Annotated in this window: 26 protein-coding genes and 2 tRNA genes; 4 read left to right on the top strand and 24 right to left on the bottom strand. The window is 61.6% G+C overall.

The genetic code is table 11. From position 1 onward, the window contains the following. Positions 1 to 21 precede the first annotated feature (21 nt). From rplT to tpiA, 23 genes are all read right to left on the bottom strand, one after another. A complete protein-coding gene (rplT, locus tag IE097_RS01145; RefSeq protein WP_070531169.1) occupies positions 22 to 381 on the bottom strand; it encodes a 50S ribosomal protein L20 in 360 nt (119 codons plus the stop codon). Positions 382 to 397: 16 nt separating this feature from the next. Continuing rightward, entirely contained in the window at positions 398 to 595 is a 198-nt protein-coding gene (gene rpmI / locus IE097_RS01140; protein WP_018748785.1) for a 50S ribosomal protein L35, read from the bottom strand. A 147-nt stretch (positions 596 to 742) separates the two neighbouring features. Further along, on the bottom strand, positions 743 to 1,264 hold the full coding sequence (gene infC / locus IE097_RS01135; RefSeq protein WP_203538601.1) for a translation initiation factor IF-3: 522 nt from the start codon (positions 1,262 to 1,264) through the stop codon (positions 743 to 745). Positions 1,265 to 1,317: 53 nt separating this feature from the next. Further along, positions 1,318 to 3,216: a threonine--tRNA ligase gene (gene thrS, locus IE097_RS01130; RefSeq protein ID WP_189458305.1), complete on the bottom strand. Its 1,899-nt coding sequence runs from the start codon at positions 3,214 to 3,216 to the stop codon at positions 1,318 to 1,320. 174 nt (positions 3,217 to 3,390) lie between these two features. Next, positions 3,391 to 3,467 (bottom strand) — tRNA-Val (locus IE097_RS01125). A 111-nt stretch (positions 3,468 to 3,578) separates the two neighbouring features. Beyond that, complete coding sequence (locus IE097_RS01120) at positions 3,579 to 3,872, bottom strand: DUF2818 family protein (protein ID WP_189458304.1); 294 nt, start codon at positions 3,870 to 3,872, stop codon at positions 3,579 to 3,581. Continuing rightward, positions 3,873 to 5,330, bottom strand: coding sequence for an NADH-quinone oxidoreductase subunit NuoN (nuoN, locus tag IE097_RS01115; protein WP_189458303.1), 1,458 nt, complete (start codon positions 5,328 to 5,330; stop codon positions 3,873 to 3,875). It abuts the gene before it with no gap. 19 nt (positions 5,331 to 5,349) lie between these two features. Beyond that, the gene (locus IE097_RS01110; protein ID WP_189458302.1) at positions 5,350 to 6,849 is read right to left on the bottom strand and encodes an NADH-quinone oxidoreductase subunit M; all 1,500 of its coding nucleotides are present in this window, start codon (positions 6,847 to 6,849) and stop codon (positions 5,350 to 5,352) included. Positions 6,850 to 6,882: 33 nt separating this feature from the next. Beyond that, the gene (gene nuoL, locus IE097_RS01105) at positions 6,883 to 8,928 is read right to left on the bottom strand and encodes an NADH-quinone oxidoreductase subunit L (protein ID WP_189458301.1); all 2,046 of its coding nucleotides are present in this window, start codon (positions 8,926 to 8,928) and stop codon (positions 6,883 to 6,885) included. A gap of 34 nt (positions 8,929 to 8,962) precedes the next feature. Next, positions 8,963 to 9,268 (bottom strand): NADH-quinone oxidoreductase subunit NuoK, encoded by a 306-nt coding sequence (nuoK, locus tag IE097_RS01100; protein ID WP_189458300.1) that lies wholly within the window; start codon positions 9,266 to 9,268, stop codon positions 8,963 to 8,965. A 21-nt stretch (positions 9,269 to 9,289) separates the two neighbouring features. After that, entirely contained in the window at positions 9,290 to 9,922 is a 633-nt protein-coding gene (locus IE097_RS01095; protein WP_189458299.1) for an NADH-quinone oxidoreductase subunit J, read from the bottom strand. 15 nt (positions 9,923 to 9,937) lie between these two features. After that, positions 9,938 to 10,429: an NADH-quinone oxidoreductase subunit NuoI gene (nuoI, locus tag IE097_RS01090; RefSeq protein ID WP_189458298.1), complete on the bottom strand. Its 492-nt coding sequence runs from the start codon at positions 10,427 to 10,429 to the stop codon at positions 9,938 to 9,940. Between the two features lie 13 nt (positions 10,430 to 10,442). Continuing rightward, positions 10,443 to 11,495 carry an NADH-quinone oxidoreductase subunit NuoH gene (nuoH, locus tag IE097_RS01085; protein ID WP_189458297.1) on the bottom strand — a complete coding sequence of 351 codons (1,053 nt, stop codon included), beginning with the start codon at positions 11,493 to 11,495 and terminating at the stop codon, positions 10,443 to 10,445. A 13-nt stretch (positions 11,496 to 11,508) separates the two neighbouring features. Beyond that, on the bottom strand, positions 11,509 to 13,800 hold the full coding sequence (gene nuoG / locus IE097_RS01080) for an NADH-quinone oxidoreductase subunit NuoG (RefSeq protein WP_189458296.1): 2,292 nt from the start codon (positions 13,798 to 13,800) through the stop codon (positions 11,509 to 11,511). Positions 13,801 to 13,840: 40 nt separating this feature from the next. Further along, entirely contained in the window at positions 13,841 to 15,130 is a 1,290-nt protein-coding gene (gene nuoF, locus IE097_RS01075; protein ID WP_189458295.1) for an NADH-quinone oxidoreductase subunit NuoF, read from the bottom strand. Between the two features lies 1 nt (position 15,131). After that, a complete protein-coding gene (nuoE, locus tag IE097_RS01070) occupies positions 15,132 to 15,629 on the bottom strand; it encodes an NADH-quinone oxidoreductase subunit NuoE (protein WP_189458294.1) in 498 nt (165 codons plus the stop codon). Next, positions 15,629 to 16,885, bottom strand: coding sequence for an NADH-quinone oxidoreductase subunit D (locus IE097_RS01065; protein ID WP_189458293.1), 1,257 nt, complete (start codon positions 16,883 to 16,885; stop codon positions 15,629 to 15,631). The genes nuoE and IE097_RS01065 overlap by 1 nt, the downstream gene beginning before the upstream one ends. Further along, complete coding sequence (locus IE097_RS01060) at positions 16,875 to 17,468, bottom strand: NADH-quinone oxidoreductase subunit C (protein WP_189458292.1); 594 nt, start codon at positions 17,466 to 17,468, stop codon at positions 16,875 to 16,877. Before IE097_RS01060 ends, IE097_RS01065 begins: the two co-directional genes overlap by 11 nt. 4 nt (positions 17,469 to 17,472) lie before the next feature. Further along, the gene (locus IE097_RS01055; protein WP_189458291.1) at positions 17,473 to 17,949 is read right to left on the bottom strand and encodes a NuoB/complex I 20 kDa subunit family protein; all 477 of its coding nucleotides are present in this window, start codon (positions 17,947 to 17,949) and stop codon (positions 17,473 to 17,475) included. Positions 17,950 to 17,953: 4 nt separating this feature from the next. Then, positions 17,954 to 18,322: an NADH-quinone oxidoreductase subunit A gene (ndhC, locus tag IE097_RS01050; RefSeq protein ID WP_189458290.1), complete on the bottom strand. Its 369-nt coding sequence runs from the start codon at positions 18,320 to 18,322 to the stop codon at positions 17,954 to 17,956. Positions 18,323 to 18,440: 118 nt separating this feature from the next. After that, positions 18,441 to 18,525 (bottom strand) — tRNA-Leu (locus tag IE097_RS01045). 36 nt (positions 18,526 to 18,561) lie between these two features. Further along, positions 18,562 to 18,891, bottom strand: a complete 330-nt coding sequence (gene secG, locus IE097_RS01040) for a preprotein translocase subunit SecG (RefSeq protein WP_189458289.1) — start codon at positions 18,889 to 18,891, stop codon at positions 18,562 to 18,564. A 53-nt stretch (positions 18,892 to 18,944) separates the two neighbouring features. Continuing rightward, positions 18,945 to 19,700, bottom strand: coding sequence for a triose-phosphate isomerase (gene tpiA, locus IE097_RS01035; protein WP_229797353.1), 756 nt, complete (start codon positions 19,698 to 19,700; stop codon positions 18,945 to 18,947). A 167-nt stretch (positions 19,701 to 19,867) separates the two neighbouring features. Between tpiA and pstS the strand changes: the two genes are divergently transcribed. From pstS to pstB, 4 genes are all read left to right on the top strand, one after another. Continuing rightward, entirely contained in the window at positions 19,868 to 20,908 is a 1,041-nt protein-coding gene (gene pstS / locus IE097_RS01030) for a phosphate ABC transporter substrate-binding protein PstS (protein WP_189458288.1), read from the top strand. A gap of 102 nt (positions 20,909 to 21,010) precedes the next feature. Next, complete coding sequence (gene pstC, locus IE097_RS01025) at positions 21,011 to 21,967, top strand: phosphate ABC transporter permease subunit PstC (protein ID WP_189458287.1); 957 nt, start codon at positions 21,011 to 21,013, stop codon at positions 21,965 to 21,967. 15 nt (positions 21,968 to 21,982) lie between these two features. Then, on the top strand, positions 21,983 to 22,819 hold the full coding sequence (gene pstA, locus IE097_RS01020; protein ID WP_189458286.1) for a phosphate ABC transporter permease PstA: 837 nt from the start codon (positions 21,983 to 21,985) through the stop codon (positions 22,817 to 22,819). Positions 22,820 to 22,851: 32 nt separating this feature from the next. Then, entirely contained in the window at positions 22,852 to 23,619 is a 768-nt protein-coding gene (pstB, locus tag IE097_RS01015) for a phosphate ABC transporter ATP-binding protein PstB (protein ID WP_189458285.1), read from the top strand. A gap of 61 nt (positions 23,620 to 23,680) precedes the next feature. On the opposite strand, the gene glmM is transcribed toward pstB, so the two are convergent. Continuing rightward, positions 23,681 to 25,042 carry a phosphoglucosamine mutase gene (gene glmM / locus IE097_RS01010; RefSeq protein ID WP_189458284.1) on the bottom strand — a complete coding sequence of 454 codons (1,362 nt, stop codon included), beginning with the start codon at positions 25,040 to 25,042 and terminating at the stop codon, positions 23,681 to 23,683. Between the last annotated feature and the right edge of the window lie 20 nt (positions 25,043 to 25,062).

The following is a 25,062-nucleotide window of genomic DNA, read 5'->3' as shown; positions in this document are numbered from 1 at the left end:
CCCTTTTCAAGCACTTACCGATCAGGCAGCGAGGCCAGCCTTGGCTTGCTCGACAAACTTGGCAAAAGCCGGCTTGTCGAACACGGCGAGGTCAGCCAGCACCTTGCGGTCCACTTCGATGCCGGCCTTTTTCAGGCCGTTCATGAAGCGGCTGTAGGCCAGACCGCATTCGCGCGCTGCTGCATTGATACGGGTGATCCACAGCTGACGGAACTGACGCTTCCTTTGACGACGGTCACGGTAAGCGTATTGGCCAGCCTTCATAACCGCTTGCTTGGCAATGCGGTATACGTTCTTGCGACGGCCGCGATAGCCCTTCGCCAGATTCAGGATCTTCTTGTGACGAGCGCGGGCGGTTACACCACGTTTAACGCGAGGCATGTTTCTTCTCCTTTAGTTACGCGTAGGGCAACATCGCACGTACGTGGCCCATGTTGGTCGCATCGACCATCGAGGTGCCGCGCAGTTGGCGCTTGTTTTTGGTGGTTTTCTTGGTAAGGATGTGGCGCTTGAACGCATGGCTGCGCTTGACGCCGCCACCGCCAAGAACCTTGAAGCGCTTCTTGGCGCTGCTCTTGGTTTTCATCTTGGGCATGAATATGCACTCCAAGTTGTGTTGGATCAGGCAACAGGCGCTCCAAAGAGACTTAAAGCCCGCCACCCCGCTTTTGTTGCGACAACGATCCCGTTTCCGGAACTCGACGGCGGCTGTCGCCACGCCGTTATTCTGTGCTGCTAGCGCCTACTTCTTCTTCGGCGCGAGCATCATCACCATTTGCCGGCCTTCAAGGCGCGGATACTGCTCGACCACGGCCAGCTCGGTCAGGTCGGCTTCGACACGCTTGAGCTGTGCCATGCCGATTTCCTGGTGGGCCATTTCGCGACCACGGAAGCGCAGGGTGATCTTCGCCTTGTCGCCTTCCTCGAGGAAACGAACCAGATTGCGCAGTTTGACCTGGTAATCGTTCTCGTCGGTCCCCGGGCGGAACTTGACTTCCTTGACCTGGATCTGCTTCTGCTTCGCCTTGGCCGCAGCCTTCTTCTTGGACTCTTGGAACTTGAACTTGCCATAGTCCATCAGACGGCAAACCGGCGGCTGCGCGTTCGGGGCGATTTCAACCAGGTCGAGTTCGGCCTCTTCAGCCATCGACATCGCCTGGAACAGGCTTACGATACCGAGTTGTTCACCCTCGGCCCCTTGCAGTCGCACTTCGCGGCCGGTGATTTCACCGTTGATCCGCGGTTCTTTGTCTTGCGCAGCTATTGCAGTTCTCCAAATCCGGAAAAAGAAAAACCGTGCGTCTCGGGGGATTTACCTCAGAGCAGTTCGCCATTGAAGCGCTCGATCAGCGCCTCCAGCGTCACTTGCCCGAGGTCCTCGCCACTGCGGCTACGCACGGCTACCAAGCCTGCTTCCTTCTCCTTGTCACCCACGATGAGTTGATAAGGCAAGCGCTGCAAGCTATGTTCGCGAATTTTATAGGTTATTTTCTCGTTTCTCAAGTCGGCTTCACCACGGAAGCCCTTGGCGCGCAGGGTTTTTGCGACGGACTCGGCATACTCACGCTGAGATTCGGAAATATTCATGACGACGAACTGCGTCGGCGCCAGCCACAAGGGGAACGCACCGGCAAAGTTTTCGATCAGGATACCGATGAAACGCTCGAGCGAACCGAGCACGGCACGGTGCAGCATGATCGGCCGATGTTTGGCGTTGTCCTCGCCGACGTACTCGGCACCGAGACGCTCAGGCAGGTTCGGGTCAATCTGCAGCGTACCGCACTGCCACAGTCGGCCAAGGCAGTCTTTCAGCGTGAACTCGATCTTCGGACCGTAGAACGCCCCCTCGCCCGGCAGGTACTCGAATGCCAGCCCCTTGGAGTCAAGTGCAGCCGCCAGTGCGGCTTCAGCGCGGTCCCACGCCTCTTCGGTACCGATGCGCTTTTCCGGCCGGGTCGACAGCTTGACGAGGATCTCGTCGAAACCGAAGTCGGCGTAAACCTCCTTCAGCAGGTCGATGAAGGCTGCAGCTTCCTGCTGCACCTGTTCTTCGGTACAGAAGATGTGCGCGTCGTCCTGGACGAAGCCGCGCACGCGCATGATGCCGTGCAGCGAGCCGGAGGGCTCGTTGCGGTGGCAGGAGCCGAATTCGGCATAGCGCAGCGGCAGGTCACGATAGGAGCGCAGCCCCTGATTGAACACCTGGATGTGGCCCGGGCAGTTCATCGGCTTGACGGCGTAGTCGCGCTTTTCCGACTCGGTCGTGAACATGTTGTCGCGGTAGTTGCCCCAGTGACCGGACTTCTCCCACAACGTACGGTCCATCACCATGGGCGTACGGATTTCCTGGTAGCCGTGCTGGTCGAGTTTGCGACGCATGTACTGCTCGATCGCCTGCCACACTGCCCAGCCTTTCGGATGCCAGAACACCATGCCCGGCGCCTCGTCCTGCAGGTGGAACAGGTCGAGCGCCTTGCCGATCTTGCGGTGATCGCGCTTCTCGGCCTCTTCCAGACGGTGCAGATAGGCCTCGAGGTCTTCCTTCTTGGTCCACGCCGTACCGTAGACGCGCGTGAGCATTTCGTTCTTCGAGTCGCCGCGCCAGTAAGCACCGGCGACCTTCATCAGCTTGAACACCTTGAGCTTGCCGGTCGACGGCACGTGCGGGCCACGACACAGGTCGGTGAACTCGCCTTCGCGATACAGGCTCAGCACCTGATCGGCCGGAATGCTTTCGATGATCTCGGCCTTGTACGCTTCGCCGATGCCCTTGAAGTAGGCCACCGCCTCGTCGCGGCTCAACTCGTAGCGCTCGACCGGCAAATCCTGCTTGGCCAGCTCGACCATCTTCTTTTCGATCAGCGCCAGATCTTCCGGCGTAAACGGGCGCTTGTAGCTGAAGTCGTAATAGAAGCCGTCGTCGATGACGGGACCGATCGTCACCTGCGCATCCGGGAACAAGGTCTTCACCGCATACGCGAGCAAGTGGGCGGTCGAATGGCGGATGACTTCCAGCCCTTCGGCATCGCGGTCGGTGATGATCGCCAGCTGTACGTCGCGGTCGATCAGGTAGCTGGTATCGACCAGCTGGCCATCGACCTTGCCAGCCAGTGCGGCACGGGCCAGACCGGCGCCGATGCTGGCAGCGACGTCATGCACACGCAGCGGTGCATCGAACTGGCGTTGGGAACCATCAGGGAGCGTGACGACGGGCATGGTGAGCGCCTTTGAGCTGGACCGGAACAGGTCGTTAACGATACGTGAGGACAAAAAAAAAGTGCGGCCAGGCCGCACTTTTTTACTCGATCAAATCAATTTGCCAGCACGGCTATCCGTTTAGTGTTGGATAGTAGTGCGAGTTCGCAACATGACTTGATCTCCAGAATTCGTTGGTAGGCACGATTGGACTCGAACCAACGACCCCCACCATGTCAAGGTGGTGCTCTAACCAGCTGAGCTACGTGCCTAACGAAGGACTGCATATTAGCGTTGCTACCGGAACTCCGCAAGCCCTTCCTGCAGAAAATTCATGACCAAGTCGATAAATCGTTGATTCAACTAGGTCTTTACCCTGACCTTTACAGCCCCGGCTTGCGCCAGAAGAAGCGCCAGACGAAGCCCGGCCACGACAGCACGGCAAACAGCGCCAGCGTGGTGACGAAAAACTGCCAGTTCTGTGAATGCGGCGTCGCCAACCGCGACTCCAGCAACCAGGCTGCGCCACCGATCGCAAAGTAGTACGCGGCCCATTCGAGCAGCTGCCAGCCGAAGTGCTTGTTGGCGACGCGCAGCACGCCGAACAGGCGCCCCGAAACAAAAGGCACATTGGCGGCCAGCGCCGCCAACGTGCCCAGAAGGATGACTTCCAGCATTTACAGGCCGGGATGCAGCGAAAACTGCAGTGCGGTGGTCAGTGCGGTCAGCAGGCGATCCGGCGCCATGCCGAGCACCAGCAGCAGCAGGCAGTTGACCGACAGCACCAGCTTGGCATCGGCACCGGCCGCGATCGGCGCGGTGTCGGTCGGGTCTTCGAAGTACATGACCTTGACCACGCGCAGGTAGTAGAACGCCCCGATCACCGACATCAGCACGGCAATCACCGCCAGCCAGACCAGCCCCAGACCGACCAGCGCCTGGATGATCGCCAGCTTGGCGAAGAAGCCGATGAACACCGGGATGCCGGCCATCGAGAACATCACGATCAGCATCATTGCGGCAAACCAGGGGCTGCGCTTGTTCAGGCCACGGAAGTCGGCGATCTGGTCGGCCTCGAAACCTTCACGCGACAGCAGCATGATGAGGCCGAAACCTGCGGCGGCGGTGAGCATGTACGTCATCGCGTAGAAGAACGCGGCGGCGTAGCCACCCGGGGTCGCCGCCATGATGCCGAGCAGCAGGAAACCCATGTGCGAGATCGTCGAGTAGGCGAACATCCGCTTGATGTTGACCTGCGCAATCGCGGTCACGTTGCCGATCACCAGCGACAGCACCGCCAGCACCATCAGCATCGAGCGCCAGTCGAAGGCGAAACCTTCGAGCGCCTGCGCCAGGATGCGCATGATGAAGGCGAACGCGGCAACCTTCGGCGCCGAACCGATCAGTTGCGACACCAGCGTCGGTGCACCGTCGTAAACGTCCGGTGCCCACATGTGGAACGGCACGGCACCGAGCTTGAAGCCCAGACCGGTGACGATGAACACGATGCCGAATACCGTGAGCAAACGGTTGGCTTCGTCATGGGCGATCTTTTGCGCGATGACGAAGACGTCGAGGCTCTGGGTTGCGCCATACACCATCGACATGCCGTACAGCAGCAGGCCCGAAGCCAGTGCACCGAGGATGAAATACTTCATCGCCGCTTCGGTCGAACGGCTCGACGTCCGCTGCAGTGCAACCAGCGCGTACAACGACAGCGACAGCAGTTCAAGGCCGACGTAGAGCACGACGAAGTTGACGGCAGACGCCATCACCATCATCCCGAGCAACGCACACAGCGTCAGCGTGAACAGCTCGCCGCGGAACAGGCCGCGCACTGCCGCATAACCGCGACCGTAAACGAGCATCAGGATCACGCCCACCACCATGCCGAGTTTGGACAGCGATGCCAGCGGGTCGGCGATGAACATGCCGTTGAAGGCAAGTTGCGGTTGGAGCGAGTAGCCGGCCACCAGCAGGCAGCCGGTAGCGACCAGCGCCGCCAGGGTCAGCACGTAGCTGATGTGGCGCTTTGCATCGCTGAGAAACACATCGATCAACAGGATGGCGCAGGTCGCACAGAGCAGGAAGATCTCCGGGGTCGCGACGCCAGCGTTGAGACTGGACCAGGTCATGATATTCATCGGTGACTCTTTATTGGAGCTTGGACTGCGAGACGTGCCAGATCAGGTCGTTGACCGACACGTGCATCACTTCGGTAAACGGCTTCGGATACAGGCCCATGCCGAGAACGGCAATGGCCAGCACGGCGAGGACGAGAAATTCGCGCTTGTTCACATCCTTGAGTTCGGCGACGTGATCGTTGGCAACATCGCCGAAGATCACCCGCTTGTACATCCACAGCGTGTAACCGGCGCCGAAGATCAGCGTGGTGGCGGCGGCGAACGCGTACCAGAAGTTCACTTGCACCGCACCGAGGATGACCATGAACTCGCCGACGAATCCCGACGTACCCGGCAGGCCCGAGTTGGCCATCGCGAACAGCATCATGAACGCGGCAAAGATCGGCATCTTGTTGGCAACGCCACCGTAGTCGGCGATCTTGCGGCTGTGCACGCGGTCGTACATCACGCCGATGCAGAAGAACATTGCCGCCGAAACGAAGCCGTGGCTGACCATCTGCACGATCGCACCTTCAACTGCGTACGGATTCAGCTGGGTACCACCGGCGAACATGAAGAAGCCCAGGGTAACGAAGCCCATGTGCGAGATCGACGAATAAGCCACCAGCTTCTTCATGTCGGTCTGCACCAATGCAACGAGACCGATGTAGACGACGGCAATCAGCGAGAACAGGATGAAGACCCAGGCATACTCGCGTGCGGCATCCGGCGCGATCGGCAACGCAAACCGCAGGAAGCCGTAGGCGCCGAGCTTCAGCGTGATCGCAGCCAGCACCATCGAACCGCCCGTTGGCGCTTCGACGTGGGCGTCCGGCAGCCAGGTGTGCACCGGCCACATCGGCACCTTGACGGCAAACGCGAAGAAGAACGCGATCAGCAGCATGGCCTGCGCGCCCATGCCCAGCGGCAGGCGCTGGAAGTCGGCGATGACGAAGCTGCCGCCAGCCTGCATGTACAGGTAAACAAAGGCCACCAGCGTCAGCAGCGAGCCGAGCAGCGTGTACAGGAAGAACTTCACCGACGCGTAGATCCGGTTCGGGCCGCCCCAGACACCGATGATCAGGTACATCGGGATCAGCATCGCTTCGAAGAACACGTAGAACAGGATCGCATCGGTCGCGGCAAACGCACCGTTGATCAGGCCCGACATGATCAGGAAGGCGGCCATGTATTGCGCCACGCGGCTCTGGATCACCTGCCAGCCGGCGATCACGACCATCAGCGTCGTGAAGCTGTTCAGGATCACGAACAGCACCGACAGCCCGTCGACGCCGAGCGCGTAGTTGATGTTGAAGGTCGAGATCCACGGTGTCGACTCGACGAACTGTATGCCGCCATGCAGCGTGTCGAAGCCGGTGTAGAGCGGGACCGACACCAGGAAGCCGGCCAGTGCACCGAGGACGGCAAGCCAGCGCGCGGCGTTGGCGTTGCGGTCTCCCCCGGTAGCGAGCACGACGAGGCCGGCGACGATCGGCACCCAGATCGTCAGGCTCAGAAGATTACCCGTCATAGTTTACCTACTTGTTATCAATTCAAACCGAGCTTACTGGCTGACCAGCACGCCACCGAGCCACCAGGTCATCAGCACCAGCGCGCCGAGAATCATCGCGAACGCGTAGTGGTAGATGTAACCCGTTTGCAGACGGCGGGTGACCTTCGAGAAGAAGCCAACCACCTTGGCCGTGCCGTTGACCATCAGGCCGTCGATCATCAGCACGTCACCGACCTTCCAGAACACCGTACCGAGCACACGGCCGAAACGGGCGAAACCGTCGATGTAGAGGTGGTCCATGTAGTACTTCTCTTCCAGCAGCTTGCGTACGCCGATGGCCGTGAAGAAGCGGTCGATCGCAGCCGGAATGGCCGGCGCCACCATGTAGAACACGTAGGACGCCACGACACCACCGATGGCCAGCCACAGCACCGGCGTCTGCAGCGAATGCAGTGCCATCGCTACCGGACCATGGAACTCTTCCTTGAGCATTTCCATTGCCGGATGGGCTTCGTGGTTGAAGAAGATCACCCCTTCGAAGAACTTGCCGTACAGCATCGGTTCGATCGCGAAGTAGCCGATCAGTACCGACGGAATCGCCAGCAGTACCAGCGGCAGGGTCACCACCCACGGCGACTCGTGCGGCTTGTCGTTCGGGCCGAGACCGTGATGGTGTTCGTCCTCGTCGTGCGCGTCCGCTTCGTGATGCGCATGATGATCCTTGGCCATCCAGCGCTCCTTGCCGTGGAACACAAGGAAGTACATCCGGAACGAGTAGAACGCCGTGATGAAGACACCGGCGACGACGGCGAAGTACGCAAAGCTCGCACCCGGCAGGTGCGACTCGGCAACGGCCTCGATGATCGAATCCTTCGAGTAGAAGCCCGAGAAGAACGGCGTACCGATCAGCGCCAGCGAACCGACCAGCGAGGTGATCCAGGTGATCGGCATGTACTTGCGCAGGCCGCCCATGTTGCGGATGTCCTGATCGTGGTGCATGCCCATGATCACCGAACCCGCGCCAAGGAACAGCAGCGCCTTGAAGAACGCGTGCGTCATCAGGTGGAACACGGCGACCGAGTAGGCCGAGGCGCCGAGCGCGACCGTCATGTAACCGAGCTGCGACAGCGTCGAGTATGCGACGACGCGCTTGATGTCGTTCTGGATGATGCCGAGGAAACCCATGAACAGCGCGGTGATCGCGCCGATCACCAGCACGAAGTTCAGCGCGGTATCCGACAGCTCGAACAGCGGCGACATGCGCGACACCATGAAGATGCCGGCGGTCACCATCGTTGCGGCGTGGATCAGCGCCGAAATCGGGGTCGGACCTTCCATCGAATCCGGCAGCCACACGTGCAGCGGGAACTGGGCGGACTTGCCCATGGCGCCGATGAACAGCAGGATGCAGGTCACGGTCAGCAGCGACCAGGTTGCGCCCGGGAACAGCGTGACGGTCGCATCCTTCAGTGCGGGAGCCTGCGCGAACACGGCGGCGTAGTCGAGCGTGCCGAAGTAAGCGAGGACAAGGCCGATCCCGAGCAGGAAACCGAAGTCACCGACGCGGTTGACCAGGAAGGCCTTGAGGTTGGCGAACGTCGCCGTCGGGCGCTTGAACCAGAAGCCGATCAGCAGGTACGACACCAGACCGACCGCTTCCCAGCCGAAGAACAGCTGGACGAAGTTGTTGGCCATCACCAGCATCAGCATCGAGAAGGTGAACAGCGAGATGTAGCTGAAGAAACGGTTGTAGCCCGGGTCTTCTTCCATGTAGCCGATCGTGTAGATGTGCACCATCAGCGACACGAAGGTCACCACGCACATCATCATCGCGGTCAGGCTGTCGACGAGGAAGCCGACGTTGAACTCGATGCCGTTCACGGTCAGCCAGGTGTAGACCGTGCCGTTGAACGGCTCGACGCCGTCCAGCACGATGCCTTTCAGCACGAAGGCCGAAAGCAGGAACGATACCGCAACGCCGGCGATCGTCACACAGTGCGCGGCGCGGCGACTGATCGCCCAGCCGAAGAGACCTGCCACCAGCGCGCCGAACAGCGGCGCGAGCGGGATGAGCAGGTAGATCGTTTTCATGTCCATTGGCAATACCTGTTATGTCGATCTTGTTATCGGGTCAGCCCTTGAGGCTGTCGAGGTCTTCGACGTCGATCGAACGCAGGCCGCGGAACAGCACCACGAGGATCGCAAGGCCGATGGCCGATTCGGCCGCCGCCACGGTCAGGATGAAGAAGACGAAGACCTGCCCCGCGGTATCGCCAAGGAACTGCGAGAAGGCGATGAAGTTCATGTTCACCGCCAGCAACATCAACTCGATCGCCATCAGCAGCACGATCAGGTTCTTGCGGTTCATGAAGATGCCGAATACGGAAATCGCAAACAGGATTGCCGCCAGCACAAGGTAGTGAGTGAGTGTGATCACGTTGTTGTCCTCTCCCGCCGCTTACGCCTGACCGTCGTCGGCCTTGGGGGCCTCGACGCTCGGACGTTCTTCGGCCGGCATCGAAACGATCTTCACGCGATCGTTCCGCTTGACCTGGATCTGGTTGGCCGGGTTGATGTACTTGGTGTTCTTGCGCTTGCGCAGCGTCAGCGCGATCGCGGCGATCATGCCGACGAGCAGCAGCACCGCAGCGAGCTGGAACGGCAGGAAGTACTCGGTGTAGATCAGCTGGCCCAGCACCTTGGCGTTGTTGTAGCCGGCCGGATGGTCGACCAGCCCCGCACCTTCGATCTGTGCCGCACGGTGCGACAGGATCAGCGCCATCTCGACGGCCATCACCACGGCCACGGTCCCGGCGACGGGCACGTACTTCCAGAAGCCCTTGCGCAGCTCCTCGAAGTTGATGTCGAGCATCATCACCACGAAGAGGAAAAGCACCATCACCGCGCCGACATAGACGACGATCAGCGACACCGCGAGGAACTCGGCCTGCATCAGCATCCACAGCGCCGCACCATTGAAGAACGACAGCACCAGATACAGCGCCGCGTGCACCGGGTTCTTGGCGGTGACCACGCGCAAACCTGCGAACAGCAGGATGGCGGCGAACACATAGAAAATCACTTCGGTCATAGCGAATCGGCCCTGTTAACGGTATTTGGCGTCTGCCGCCTTGTTGGCGGCGATCTGCGCTTCGTACTTGTCACCCACCGCCAGCAACATCGGCTTGGTGTAGTACAGGTCGCCGCGTTTCTCGCCGTGATACTCGAGAATGTGCGTTTCGACGATCGCGTCAACCGGACAGGCTTCTTCGCAGAAACCGCAGAAAATGCACTTGGTCAGGTCGATGTCGTAACGCGTGGTGCGACGGGTGTTGTCGTCCGGGCGCTGCTCCGATTCGATCGTGATCGCCATTGCCGGGCAAACCGCTTCGCACAGTTTGCAGGCAATGCAGCGCTCTTCGCCGTTGGCATAGCGACGCTGGGCGTGCAGGCCGCGGAAACGCGGACTGTACGGCGTTTTTTCCTCGGGGAACTGCACCGTGATCTTGCGCTGGAAGAAGTGCCGGCCCGTGAGCATCAGCCCCTTGACCAGTTCGACCAGCAGGAAGGTCTTGAAGAAATGAGCAATTTTTTCCATGTCTATCCCCTGCTTACTTCCACAGCGACAGCGGGGTTTGCATCCACGCGCCGACCACCACGATCCAGACCAGCGTCACCGGGATGAACACCTTCCAGCCCAGGCGCATCAACTGGTCGTAGCGATAGCGCGGGAACGTGGCACGGAACCACAGGAAGAGGAACATCATGAAGAAGACCTTGAGCACCCACCACAGGAAGGACGGCGCGCCGAGGATCGGCCAGCTTTCCGGGAACGGCGACAGCCAGCCGCCGAGGAACATCACCGACGCCATCGCGGCGATCAGCCACATGTTCGCGTATTCGGCGAGGAAGAACAGCGCGAAGCTCATGCCCGAGTACTCGACCATGTGGCCGGCCACGATCTCCGACTCGCCTTCGACCACGTCGAACGGCGCGCGGTTGGTTTCGGCGACACCCGAGATGAAGTAGACGACGAACAGCGGCAGCAGCGGAATCAGGTTCCACGACAGGATCGAGCCCCCGCCGATACCGTGACCCTGCTGGTTGACGATCTCGGTGAGGTTCAGCGAACCCGACACCATGATCACGCCGACCAGCGCAAAGCCCATCGCCAGCTCGTATGACACGACCTGCGCAGCGGCACGCAGGCCGCCGAGGAAGGCGTACTTCGAGTTCGACGCCCAGCCGGCGATGATCACGCCGTAGATGCCCATCGAGGTGATCGCCATCACGTACAGCAAGCCGACGTTGACATCGGCGACGACGAAGCCCGGATAGAACGGCACGACCGCCCAGGCGGCCAGTGCCGGCACCAGCACCATGACCGGCGCCAGGAAATACAGCCCCTTGCTCGCGGCGCTCGGCGCAATGATTTCCTTCAGCAGGAGCTTCACGCCGTCGGCGATCGGCTGCAGCAGGCCGAACGGGCCAACCCGGTTCGGGCCGATCCGGATCTGCATGTAGCCGATGACCTTGCGTTCGGCGTAGGTGGCATAGGCAACTGCCCCCATCAGCGGCGCGACGATGCAGAGGATCTTGGCCAGCGTCCAGAGGAAGAAAGCAAGGCTGGCGTTGAGGCCCAGCGTGGTTTGCAGAAATTCCATGCTCGTCCCCCCCTTATGCCTTGATCACTTCGATTGCACCCGAACCGAGCGCCAGCGTTGCACGGCCGAACGGCACGCGCACCACCTGGTCAGGCAGGCCCGCATCTTCGGCAACGGCCAGCGTCACCGACGCCCCGCCCTGCTGGACGCAAGCATTGCCGCCGGCAACCAGACCGAACGACGCCAGCGTGGCTGCGTTGGCACGCAGCTGCGCAGCCGATTCGGCATCCACCGTTGCCTGCAGGCTCGGTGCGCGGCGGACCAGTGCGTCGGTTTCGTACAGCGGCACTTCAGCCAGACGGACCAGGCCGGCAGTGGCCTGCGCTTTGACCGCAACGGCCTTGGCCGGCGTGTTGTCGAGCACCTTGGCGATATCGCCGTTCAGCACGTCGCCACGGACTGCTTCCGAGCTGTCGTAGTCGAAACCGTTGAGGCCGAGGATGTTGCCGAGTACGCGCAACACCTTCCACGCCGGACGGGTTTCGCCCAGCGGGCGGACAACGCCGTTGAAACTCTGCGGTTTGCCTTCCATGTTGACGAAGGTGCCCGAGGTTTCCGAGAACGGCGACACCGGCAGCAGCACGTCGGCGTAGTCGCGCGCTTCGTCGGCGAACGACGTCATCGCGACGACGAACTCCGCACCTTCGAAGGCCGCCTTGGCGCCCTGCTTCAGGTCGGCCAGTTCGCTGTGCAGCAGCACGTAGGCCTTCTTGTTCGCGGTGATCAGATCCTTGTTCGTGGCGAAACCGACGATGTCGGCACCGACGCTGTTGGCGCCGTCGCGCAGCAGGCCCAGCGTCGCACCGGCGATCTCGGCCAGCGCAGCCGCAGCAGCGTGCAGTTCGGCCGCACGTTCGTGTTGCAGCGCGATATTGCCGAGCACCAGCGACTTCTTCTCGCCGGCGACAATCAGTTCGGCCAGCGCACGCGCCTCGGTCGAAACTTCAACACCTGCCAGATCGATGTCGGCCGGCACGGCCTTGCCGGTGATGTCGGCCGCAGCCTTGAGCACGGCCAGTACGCCTTCGACCAACTGGTCCGGACGCACGACCAGCTTGCCGGCAACCGCGCACAGCAGCTCGTCGTCGTGCGGGTTGATCAGTGCGAGCTTCAGGCCCTTCTTCACCGACTGGCGCAGACGTTGCGCCAGCAGCGGCTGTTCCTTGCGCAGCGTCGAGCCGATCAGCAGCAGCGATTCGCTTGCGGCGAGATCGACGATGCTCTGGCCGAGCCAGCCGGCAGCCTTGGTCTCGAAACGCACGTCGCCAAGGCGGGTACGTGCTTCCAGATTGCGGATGTCCAGACCGGCCAGCGACTTGCGCAGCAGATAGAGTTCTTCGAGCGTGCTGTTCGGCGAAGCGATCGCGGCAACACTGTCGGCGCCATGGCTGGCGGTGATGCCCTTGAGCTTGGTCGCAACCAGCTCGAGCGCTTCCTGCCAGCCAACGACCTTCCACTGACCGCCGTCCTTGACCATCGGCTGGGTCAGACGCGCTGCGCTGTTCAGCGCTTCGTAGCTGAAACGGTCGCGGTCCGACAGCCAGCATTCGTTGATGGCTTCGTTCTCGAGCGGCAGAACACGCATCACCTGGTTGTTCTTGACCTGAACCACGAGGTTGGCACCGAGACCGTCATGCGCACCAACGCTCTTGCGACGCGACAGCTCCCAGGTTCGGGCGCTGTAGCGGAACGGCTTGCTGGTCAGCGCACCGACCGGGCACAGATCGATCACGTTGCCGGAGATTTCCGAGTTCACGGTCTTGCCGATGAAGCTCATCACCTCGGTGTGCTCGCCACGACCCGGCATGCCAAGTTCCTGGTAGCCGGCGATCTCTTCGGTAAAGCGCACGCAGCGGCTGCAGTGGATGCAGCGCGTCATGTCGGTCGAGATCAGCGGACCGAGGTTCTTGTTGGCGACAACGCGCTTTTCTTCCTCGTAGCGCGAGCCCGACTGACCGTAACCCACGGCCAGATCCTGCAGCTGGCATTCGCCGCCCTGATCGCAGATCGGGCAGTCGAGCGGGTGGTTGATCAGCAGGAATTCCATCACCCCTTTCTGGGCCTTCACGGCCATGTCGGAGTGGGTATAGACCTTCATCCCGTCGGTAACGGGGGTAGCACAGGCGGGCAGCGGTTTCGGCGCTTTCTCGACCTGGACCAGGCACATCCGGCAGTTCGCGGCAATCGACAGCTTCTTGTGGTAGCAGAAGTGCGGGATATGCACGCCAATCGAATTGGCGGCGTCCATCACGGTGCTTCCAGTGGGGACTGTCAGTTTCTTACCGTCGATTTCAATTTCCAGCATGATCGACTCGATTCAATGGCAAATTTTTAACCAAACCCAATCAGAAGCCCGGAACCAGGCACTGCTTGTGTTCGATGTGGTGTTCGAATTCGCTGCGGAAATGCTTGAGCATCCCCTGCACCGGCATCACCGCTGCGTCGCCGAGCGCGCAGATCGTCCGGCCGGCGATGTTGCCGCCGACCGAGAGCAGCAGATCGAGGTCTTCGGGACGACCGAGGCCCTGTTCGATCCGGTGCACGACGCGGTACAGCCAGCCGGTGCCTTCACGGCACGGCGTGCACTGGCCGCACGACTCTTCGAAGTAGAAGTACGACAGCCGCTCGAGCGCCTTGACCATGCAGGTGGTCTCGTCCATGACGATGACCGCACCCGAACCGAGCATCGATCCCGCCTTGGAGATCGAATCGTAATCCATCGTGCACTGCATCATGATGTCGGCCGGCAGCACCGGAGCGGACGAGCCGCCCGGGATCACCGCCTTGAGCTTCTTGCCGTCGCGCATCCCGCCGCACATTTCCAGCAGTTCGCTGAACGGCGTGCCGAGCGGAATCTCGTAGTTGCCCGGGCGGTTCACGTGGCCCGACACCGAGAACAGCTTGGTGCCGCCGTTGTTCGGCTTGCCGAGCTCGAGGAACTTCTGCCCGCCTTCGCGGATGATGTACGGCACCGACGCGAACGTCTCGGTGTTGTTGATCGTCGTCGGCTTGCCATAGAGGCCGAAGCTCGCCGGGAACGGCGGCTTGAAGCGTGGCTGGCCCTTCTTGCCTTCGAGCGATTCGAGCAGCGCGGTTTCTTCGCCACAGATGTAGGCGCCGTAACCGTGGTGGCCGTGCAGCTGGAAGCAGAAACTGGTGCCGAGGATGTTGTCGCCGAGGAAACCGGCGGCGCGCGCCTCTTCCAGTGCGGCTTCGAAACGCTCGTACGCCTCGAACACTTCACCGTGGATGTAGTTGTAACCGACGGTGATGCCCATCGCGAAACCGCCGATGATCATGCCTTCGATCAGCGCGTGCGGATTGTCGACGATGATGTCGAGGTCCTTGAAGGTGCCCGGCTCGCCTTCGTCGGTGTTGCAGACGAGGTACTTCTGGCCCGGGAAGCTGCGCGGCATGAACGACCACTTCAACCCGGTCGGGAAACCCGCGCCGCCGCGGCCACGCAGGCCCGACGTCTTCATCTCGGCGATGATCTCGTCCTGCGTCATGCCGGTCGAGAGGATCTTCTTCAGTGCGGTGTAACCGCCGCGCGCCATGTAGGCTTCAATGCCCCAGTGCTTCGGATCGTCGAAATCAACGCCCTCGAACACGACGCCTTTCACATAAACGGTCATCTTATTCGAGCTCCGCCAGTTTCTTGTCGATCGCGTCCGGCGTCATGTGGTTGCACATGCTGTGGTTGTTCACCAGCAGGACCGGCGCATAACCGCACGCGCCCATGCATTCGCCTTCCTTCAGCGTGAACTTGCCGTCGGCCGTGGTTTCGTTGAAACCGATCCCGAGCTTCTGCTTCAGGTAGTCGGCCGCCTTGTAGCCACCCGACAAGGCACAGGGCAGGTTGGTACAGACGGTGATCTTGTGACGGCCGACCGGTGCGCGGTCGAACATGTTGTAGAAGGTCGCGACTTCCATCGCGGCGATCGGCGGCACGCCGACATAGTCGGCGACGACGGCGATCAGCTCGTTGCTCAGCCAGCGGTGCTCGACCTGGGCGATGCGCAGCGCGCTCATCAGCGCCGAGCGACGCTGGTCGGCCGGGTACTTGGCCAGTTCGCGATCGATCTGCGCCTGCGATTCGGCACTCAGCGTCGGTGCCTGATTGCTGGTAACCATTAGCGGTCAATCTCCCCGAATACGATGTCTTGCGTACCGATGATGGCGACGACGTCGGACAGCATGTGACCACGCGCCATTTCGTCGAGTGCGGCCAAATGGGCAAAGCCCGGCGCGCGGATCTTCAGCCGGTACGGCTTGTTGGCGCCGTCGGACACCATGTAGATGCCGAACTCGCCCTTCGGGTGCTCGACGGCGGCGTATGCCTCGCCTTCGGGCACGTGCATGCCTTCGGTGAACAGCTTGAAGTGGTGGATCAGATCCTCCATGTTGGTCTTCATGCTTTCACGCGACGGCGGCGCAACCTTGTTGTTGTCGGTGATGACCGGACCCGGATTCTCGCGCAGCCACTTCACGCACTGCCTGATGATGCGGTTCGACTGGCGCATCTCTTCCATGCGGACCAGATAGCGGTCGTAGCAGTCGCCGTTGACACCGACCGGGATGTCGAAATCGAGCTTGTCGTAGACTTCGTACGGCTGCTTCTTGCGCAAGTCCCAGGCGACGCCCGAGCCACGCAGCATCGGGCCGGTCAGCCCCAGCGCCATCGCACGTTCCGGCGACAGCACGCCGATACCGACGGTCCGCTGCTTCCAGATCCGGTTGTCGGTCAGCAGGGTCTCGTATTCGTCGACATAGGTCGGGAAACGGTTGGTGAAGTCCTCGATGAAATCGAGCATCGACCCCTGACGGTTTTCGTTGAGCTTCCTGATCGCTGCCGCATTACGCACTTTCGACGCCTGGTATTGCGGCATCGTGTCCGGCAGGTCGCGATACACGCCACCCGGGCGGTAGTAGGCCGCGTGCATGCGCGCGCCCGACACCGCCTCGTAGACGTCCATCAGGTCCTCGCGCTCGCGGAACGCATACAGGAAGATCGTCATCGCACCGCAGTCGAGCCCGTGCGCACCGATCCACATCAGGTGGTTCAGGATGCGGGTGATCTCGTCGAACATCACGCGGATGTACTGCGCACGCACCGGCACGTCGAGCTGCAGCAGCTTCTCGATCGCCATGCAGTAGGCATGTTCGTTGGACATCATCGACACGTAGTCGAGACGGTCCATGTACGGCAGCGACTGGATGTAGGTCTTGGATTCGGCCAGTTTTTCGGTCGCGCGATGCAGCAGGCCGATGTGCGGGTCGGCACGCTCGACGACTTCGCCGTCGAGTTCGAGCACGAGGCGCAGCACGCCGTGCGCGGCCGGATGCTGCGGACCGAAGTTGAGGGTGTAGTTACGGATTTCAGACGCCACCGTAGTTCTCCTCGCGAATGATGCGCGGGGTGATTTCGCGCGGATCGATGGTGACGGGCTGGTAGATCACGCGGCCCTGCTCGGGGTCGTAACGCATTTCGACATAACCCGAGGTCGGGAAGTCCTTGCGGAACGGATGACCGACAAAACCGTAGTCGGTCAGGATGCGGCGCAGGTCCGGGTGGCCTTCGAAGACGATGCCGTACAGGTCGAACGCTTCGCGCTCGAACCAGTTGTTGCCCGGCCAGATGTCGACCGAGGTCGGCACGACCGGGAAGTCGTCATCCAGCGCGAACATGCGTACGCGCAGGCGCTGGTTGTTGGCGTAGGAGTTGAGGTGGTAGACCGCGGCAAAGCGCGAACCTTCCCACACGCTGTCCTTGTACGCGCTGTAGTCGACGCCGCAGACGTCGACACAGGATTCGAAACGCAACTCGGCGTGATCGCGCAGCAGCGTGGCCGCGGCGATGAAATCGGCCGGTTTGATTTCGATCGTTACTTCATCAAGCGCGCACTTGATGCTGGCGAGCTTGTCGCCGAGCACACGCTCGAGGCTTTCCATCAGGGTATTCAGGGTGGCCATCGGGTCAGCTCCGCGCGATCGTATTGGTGCGCTTGATCTTGTTCTGCAGCTGGATCAGGCCATACAGCAATGCCTCGGCCGTCGGCGGACAGCCCGGCACATAGACGTCAACCGGGACGATGCGGTCGCAACCACGCACGACCGAGTACGAGTAGTGGTAGTAGCCACCGCCATTGGCGCACGAGCCCATCGACAGCACCCAGCGCGGTTCGGGCATCTGGTCGTAGACGCGGCGCAGCGCCGGCGCCATCTTGTTGCACAGGGTGCCGGCGACGATCATCAGGTCGGACTGACGCGGCGACGGGCGGAACACGATGCCGAAACGGTCGAGGTCATAGCGCGCCGCACCGGCGTGCATCATCTCGACCGCGCAACAGGCGAGACCGAAGGTCATCGGCCACAGCGAGCCGGTACGGGTCCAGTTGACGACGGTATCAACCGTGGTCGTCAGGAAGCCCTTCTCAAGGTTTTGTGCTTGCATCAGATCACTCCCACTCCAGGGCGCCCTTCATCCACTCGTAGATGAAGCCGACAACCAGAATGGCCAGGAAAATCATCATGGAGAAGAAGCCGAAGCTGCCGATGTCCTTGAGCACCAGCGCCCAAGGAACCAGGAAGGCCACTTCGAGGTCGAACAAGATGAACAGAATGGCGACGAGGTAGTAACGCACGTCGAACTGCATGCGGGCATCCTCGAAAGCATCGAAGCCGCATTCATACGGCAGAAGCTTCTCGGCGTCGGGTTTGTTGGTCCCCAGCACTTTGCCGACCCCCCACCCCAGACACATCGGGGCGACACCGACCAGCAGGCCGATGATCAGGAACAGCAAAATGGGGAAGTAGTTCTCTAGCATGCGGATCCCCGTTTTTCTTGAACGATTTTGACTAACGACAACACCGGACTATGACGTCCGGTTTACTGTTACCACGCTCGAAAAAAAACCGGGTTGCCCCCGGTTTTTTCAAAAATGATGGTGCCGACAGTGAGACTCGAACTCACACAGCCGCAGCCACTACCCCCTCAAGATAGCGTGTCTACCAATTTCACCATGTCGGCCAATCACAAGGAAGAAGCAGTCGCGGGCGCGGACGCTTATTCCGGAATCTTGTTCTGCGTGGATTGAGCAGGCTGACTGGCCACCGGCTTGACGCCGCTCATCACACCAAGCGAATCCTTCTTGGTCGACGGGGTCATCACCAGCACCAGCGCAAGGCAGGAAGCGAAGAAGACAGTGGCGCAAACGGCCGTGCTGCGGCTGAGGAAGTTGGCGGAGCCCGACGAACCGAACAGGCTGCCGGCCGAGCCGCTACCGAAAGCCGCACCCATGTCGGCTCCCTTGCCATGCTGCATCAGCACGAGAACGATCACCGCAATCGCGGAGAGCGCGTTCACGATCAGCACCAGAGTCTTGATAAGTTCCATATTTGCTCTATTAACGCGGCGAAAATTGTAGCGCCGCAGTGTGAATTTTGCAATCAGCCAGCGATACGACAGATCTCGAGAAACTCGCTTGCCGACAGTGCAGCCCCACCTACGAGCACCCCGTCGACCCCGTCGACTGCCAACACCTGCGCCGTATTCGACGCCTTGACACTTCCCCCGTACAACACCCGGGTACGCACATCGAGCGTCTGCTTGATGAACGCGTGCATTTCCGCGATCTGCTCCGGCGTGGCAATCACCCCGGTTCCGACCGCCCACGACGGCTCGTAAGCCACCGCATAGAGACTGGTCGGCACGCCGGCCAGCACCTGCAATTCTTCCGCAATCACCTGGTGGGCGATTCCGCTTTCGCGCTGCTCGGCCGTTTCGCCGACGCAGTATACCGGCAACAGCCCCGCATCCAGCGTCGCCCTCACCTTCCGCGCCGCCGTTTCGCTGGTTTCGCCGAAATAGCGACGCCGCTCAGAGTGCCCGACAATCACCAGCTCGCAACCGACATCGGCCAGCATCGCCGCCGATACTTCGCCGGTATAGGCACCGATGTGGAACTCGCACACATCCTGCGCACCGACCTGGACCGCCGTGTCCTTCAGCAAGGACTTGGCCAAACCCAGATACGGGTAGGCAACGCACACCGACACGTTGGCACCCAGCTCGGCCCGGGCAACTTCAGACAAAACAGACCGGATCTGCCCGATGCTGCCGTGCATCTTCCAGTTGCCGATGACTTGCTTCCTGGCCATACGCGTTGCAGCACCTGCCGGAAAAGCCCTCGATTCTAAGCTCATGCCCTACCCCCGTCAAACCACGTCAAATCCTGAAATGCCGCTCGTCGCGGCGCTTGTGAATGGCCCTGCGCCCGTGTGACCGACTTGTAATATTTCGGAAACATGAACGTTCTACGATGCATCCCGTCAACCGATCCACCAACCAAAAATCCTCAGGAGATTCGATCATGACGTTTGGGCGCAAACTGCTCGTCGGCTTCGGCATCGCGGCCGGCCTGTTCACGGCGTATGCTAGCGCCGCCGACATTACCGGCGCCGGTGCGACTTTCCCGTACCCGCTGTATGCGAAGTGGGCCGAGCAGTACAAGGCCAAGACCGGCGTCGGCATGAACTATCAATCGATCGGTTCGGGTGGTGGCATCAAACAGATCCAGGCCAAGACCGTGGACTTCGGCGCGTCGGACAAGCCGCTCAAGGCCGAAGAGCTGGAAAAGTCGGGTCTGGTGCAGTTCCCGACCGTGATGGGCGGCGTTGTACCGGTCGTCAACATCGAAGGCGTCAAGGGTGGCGAACTGAAGCTGACCCCGACCGTGCTGGCCGACCTGTTCCTCGGCAAGATCAAGAAGTGGAATGACCCGGCGATCGCCAAGCTGAACCCGGGCGTGAAGCTGCCGGATCTGGGCGTCACCATCGTCCATCGCGCCGACGGCTCGGGCACGACCTGGATCTTCACCAACTACCTGACCAAGGTTTCGACCGACTGGAAGGACAAGGTCGGCAACGACGCTTCGGTCCAGTGGCCGGCCGGTGTCGGCGGCAAGGGCAACGAAGGCGTCGCCCAGTACGTCCAGCGCATCAAGGGCGCGATCGGCTACGTCGAGTATGCCTACGCCAAGCAGAACAAGATGGGCTACACCCAGCTGCAGAACAAGTCGGGCAGCTTCGTGCAGCCGGATGATGCAACCTTCAAGGCCGCGGCGGCCAGCGCCGACTGGAAGGGTACGCCGGGCTTCGGCGTGGTCCTGACCGACCAGGCCGGCAAGGACTCGTGGCCGATCACCGGCGCGACCTTCATCCTGATGCAGAAGAAGCAGGACAAGCCGGTCAATGGCGCCGAAGTGCTGAAGTTCTTCGACTGGGCATACAAGGACGGCGACAAGATGTCGGCCGACATGGACTACGTGCCGATGCCGGCATCGGTCAAGGATGTCATCCGCGGTTCGTGGAAGCAGATTTCCGACGCCAGCAACGCGCCGATCTGGAAGTAAGCAGCAAACGGTAGCCGGCGCTTCGGATAGAATGCCGCCGCTACCGAACAGCGACAGGAGCCCGCGAGGCTCCTGTTGCATTGATTGGAACCGGAGACGTTCATGACGCCCCAAGAGTTACGGCTGAAGCGGCAAGCGCTGCAGGACATGTTTTTTCGCGGCTCGACCCGCTTTTTCGCCTTCATGGTCCTGGCCCTGCTGGCTGCGATCATCCTGTCGCTGATCCACGGCGCCTGGCCCAGCATTCAGGCCTTCGGCATCGGCTTCATTACCGGCAGCGACTGGAACCCGGTCACCGAACAGTTCGGGGGCTGGAACTCGATCCGAGGCACGCTGCTGTCGTCGTTCATCGCCCTGCTGATCGGCATCCCGGTCAGCTTCGGCATCGCCATCTTCCTGACCGAACTCTCGCCGACCTGGTTGCGCCGCCCGCTCGGCATCGCCATCGAACTGCTCGCCGGCGTGCCGTCGATCATCTTCGGCATGTGGGGCCTGTTCATCTTCGCCCCGTGGTTTGCCGACAACATCCAGCCCTGGCTGACCGAGCATACCGCCGGCATCCCGATGATCGGCTGGCTGTTCCAGGGCCCGCCGATGGGCATCGGCATGTTCACCGCCGGGCTGATCCTGTCGGTGATGATCATTCCCTACATCGCTTCGGTAATGCGCGACGTGTTCGAAGTCGTTCCGCCAATGCTGAAGGAATCGGCTTACGGCCTCGGCTGCACCACCTGGGAAGTCGTCTGGAACGTCGTGCTGCCGTACACCCGCCACGGCGTGATCGGCGGCGTGATGCTCGGCCTCGGCCGTGCACTCGGCGAGACGATGGCGGTCACCTTCGTGATCGGCAACTCGCACAAGGCCATCGAATCGCTGTTCGATCCCGGTACCTCGATTGCCGCAACGCTGGCCAACGAATTCACCGAAGCCACCGGCACGCTGCATACCGCCTCGCTGATCAACCTCGGCCTGCTGCTGTTCCTGATCACCTTCGTCGTTCTCGTCCTCTCCAAGCTTCTGCTGCTGAAGCTGCAGAAGGGCGAAGGCGCTCATTCCTGATACGCGGGCACCGACATGACTCTCTATTTCCGCCGCCGCCTGATCAATGCCCTGAGCCTGACGCTGTCGCTGGCCGCGATGGCTTTCGGCCTGTTCTGGCTTCTCTGGATCCTCTACACGCTGTTCAGCAACGGCCTGCCCGGTCTCGGCATGGCCCTGTTCACGCAGAATACCCCAGCCCCGGGCAGCACGGGCGGCCTTGCAAACGCCATCGTCGGCAGCCTGGCCATGTCGTCGGTCGGGGTCGCCATCGGCACGCCGATCGGCATCCTCGCCGGCACCTATCTGGCCGAGTTCGGCGAGCGCGGCTGGCTGGCACCGGCCACGCGCTTCATCAACGACATCCTGCTGTCGGCCCCGTCGATCGTCATCGGCCTGTTCATCTACGACGTCTACGTCGCGCAAGTCGGCCATTTCTCCGGCTGGGCGGGTGCACTGGCGCTGTCGCTGCTGGTGATTCCGGTCGTCGTCCGTACGACCGAGAACATGCTGCGACTGGTACCGAACAGCATGCGCGAAGCTGCCTACGCACTCGGCGCACCGCAGTGGAAGATGGTGCTGCAGGTCAGCCTGCGTGCGGCGAAGGCCGGCGTCGTGACCGGCATCCTGCTTGCCGTGGCGCGCATCGTCGGCGAAACGGCACCGCTGCTGTTCACCGCACTGAACAACCAGTTCTTCTCGAACATGAACCAGCCGATGGCCAACCTGCCGGTGGTGATCTTCCAGTTCGCGATGAGCCCGTACGACGACTGGCATACGCTGGCCTGGGCAGGCGCCCTGTTGATCGGCCTGTTCGTGCTTACGCTCAACATCATTGCCCGCGTCCTCATCCGTCCGGCGAAGTCGCACTGACCGCACCGAATCCAGCCATACCGAGATCCGACATGACCCAAGCACTGAATCCGAAACTGGCCGTCAAGAACCTCAACTTCTACTACGGCAACTTCCACGCGCTGAAGAACATCAACCTCGACATCCGCGAAGGCAAAGTCACCGCCTTCATCGGCCCGTCGGGCTGCGGCAAGTCGACGCTGTTGCGCACCTTCAACCGCATGTACGGGCTCTACCCGAAGCTGCGCGCCGAAGGCGAGATCATCATGAACGGCCGCAACGTGCTCGACCCGAACGTCGACTTGAACATGCTGCGCGCCAAGGTCGGCATGGTGTTCCAGAAGCCGACGCCGTTCCCGATGTCGATCTACGACAACATCGCCTTCGGCGTGAAACTGTACGAAAGCCTGAGCAAGTCCGAGATGGACGACCGGGTCGAGTGGGCGCTGCAGAAGGCCGCGCTGTGGAAGGAAGTGAAGGACAAGCTCAAGCAGTCCGGCCTCGGCCTGTCCGGCGGTCAGCAACAGCGGCTGTGCATCGCCCGCGCGGTCGCGGTCAAGCCGGAAGTGCTCCTGCTCGACGAACCGACGTCGGCCCTCGACCCGATCTCGACCGCGCACATCGAGGAACTGGTGCACGAGCTGAAGCAGGACTATACGATCGCCATTGTGACCCACAACATGCAACAGGCCGCGCGGGTCTCCGACTACACCGCCTACATGTATCTGGGCGAGCTGATCGAGGTCGGCGAAACCGACAGCATCTTCACCACGCCGAAGAAGAAAGCGACCGAAGACTACATCACCGGCAAGTTCGGCTGACCCTAGCGGGCACAACGAAAAAGCCACGGCATGCCGTGGCTTTTTTGTTGGGTTTCGCCACTCAGTCCTCGGCCGCCTCGGCAGCCACGACGGCGGCGATCCGCTCGGCCCAGTCGGTGGCGACTGCAGCCTGGGTATGCTCGACCATTACCCTGATCAGCGGCTCGGTGCCCGAGGCGCGCAACAGTACGCGCCCCGCCCGGCCCATCGCCTCTTCGGCCTCGCCAACCTTGGCCTTGATCTTGGTCGAGCCGGCCAGATCGAACCCCTTGGCAATGCGGACGTTCTTGAGCACCTGCCCCGAAAGCGTCAGTTCGGCACGGATCGCCGACAGCGGCTTGCCCTGCTCAATCAGCGCCTCGAGCACCTGCAGCGCCGAGACGATGCCGTCACCGGTCGAATGCCGGTCGAGACTGAGCAAATGGCCCGAACCTTCGCCGCCGAGCAGCCAGCCGTGTTCGGCCAGCTGTTCGAGCACGTACCGGTCGCCGACCTTGGCACGCACGAAGGGAATGCCGCGTTCGACCAGTGCGTTCTCGACACCGAGATTGGTCATCAGCGTGCCGACAACGCCACCGCCCAGCGTGCCGCGGTCCTGGCGGTAGCGCGCCAGCACGTACAGCAGCATGTCGCCGTCGATGATCGAACCGTCGCCGTCGATCATGATCAGGCGGTCGCCGTCGCCGTCGAGCGCGATCCCGTAGTCTGCGCCTTCGGCGAGCACCTTCTTGCGGATCGCCTCGACGTGGGTCGCGCCGACGTCCTCATTGATGTTGTAACCGTTCGGCTTGTCGCCGATCGTGATCACCTCGGCACCGAGTTCGTGGAAGACCAGCGGCGCAACCTGGTAGGTCGCCCCGTGCGCGCAGTCGACAACGAGCTTGAGCCCGCGCAGATCGAATTCGTTGGGAAAAGTCGACTTACAGAACTCGACGTACCGACCGACCGCATCGCCGACGCGCTTGGCCTTGCCCAGCGCCTTGGGGCCGACGCAGGGCTGGATCTCGTCGATCGCCGCCTCGATCGCCAGCTCGACTTCATCGGCCAGCTTCTTGCCGCCAGCCCCGAAGAACTTGATCCCGTTGTCGTAGTACGGATTGTGCGAAGCGGAAATCACGACGCCAGCCGACAGACGCAACGCACGGGTCAGATAGGCGACGCCCGGTGTCGGCAGCGGCCCGGTCAGGTAGACATCGACTCCGGCAGCATTCAGACCGGCCTGCAGCGCGGCCTCGAGCATGTAACCCGACACGCGGGTGTCCTTGCCGATCAGCACGGCGGCGTGGTCGCCGGGCTGGCGTTTTTCGGCCGCGGCCAGCACCTTGCCGGCCGCATAGCCGAGCTTCATCGCAAAATCCGGCGTGATCGGATATTCGCCGACCAGGCCACGTACGCCGTCGGTACCAAAATATTTTCTGGGCATTGCGGTTTCTCTTTTGTGAT

The sequence above is a fragment of the Jeongeupia chitinilytica genome, assembly GCF_014652315.1.
Classification (GTDB): Bacteria; Pseudomonadota; Gammaproteobacteria; order Burkholderiales; family Chitinibacteraceae; genus Jeongeupia; species Jeongeupia chitinilytica.
Note: the sequence above shows the minus strand (reverse complement) of the source record. Positions and strands in the feature narration are given on the sequence as shown.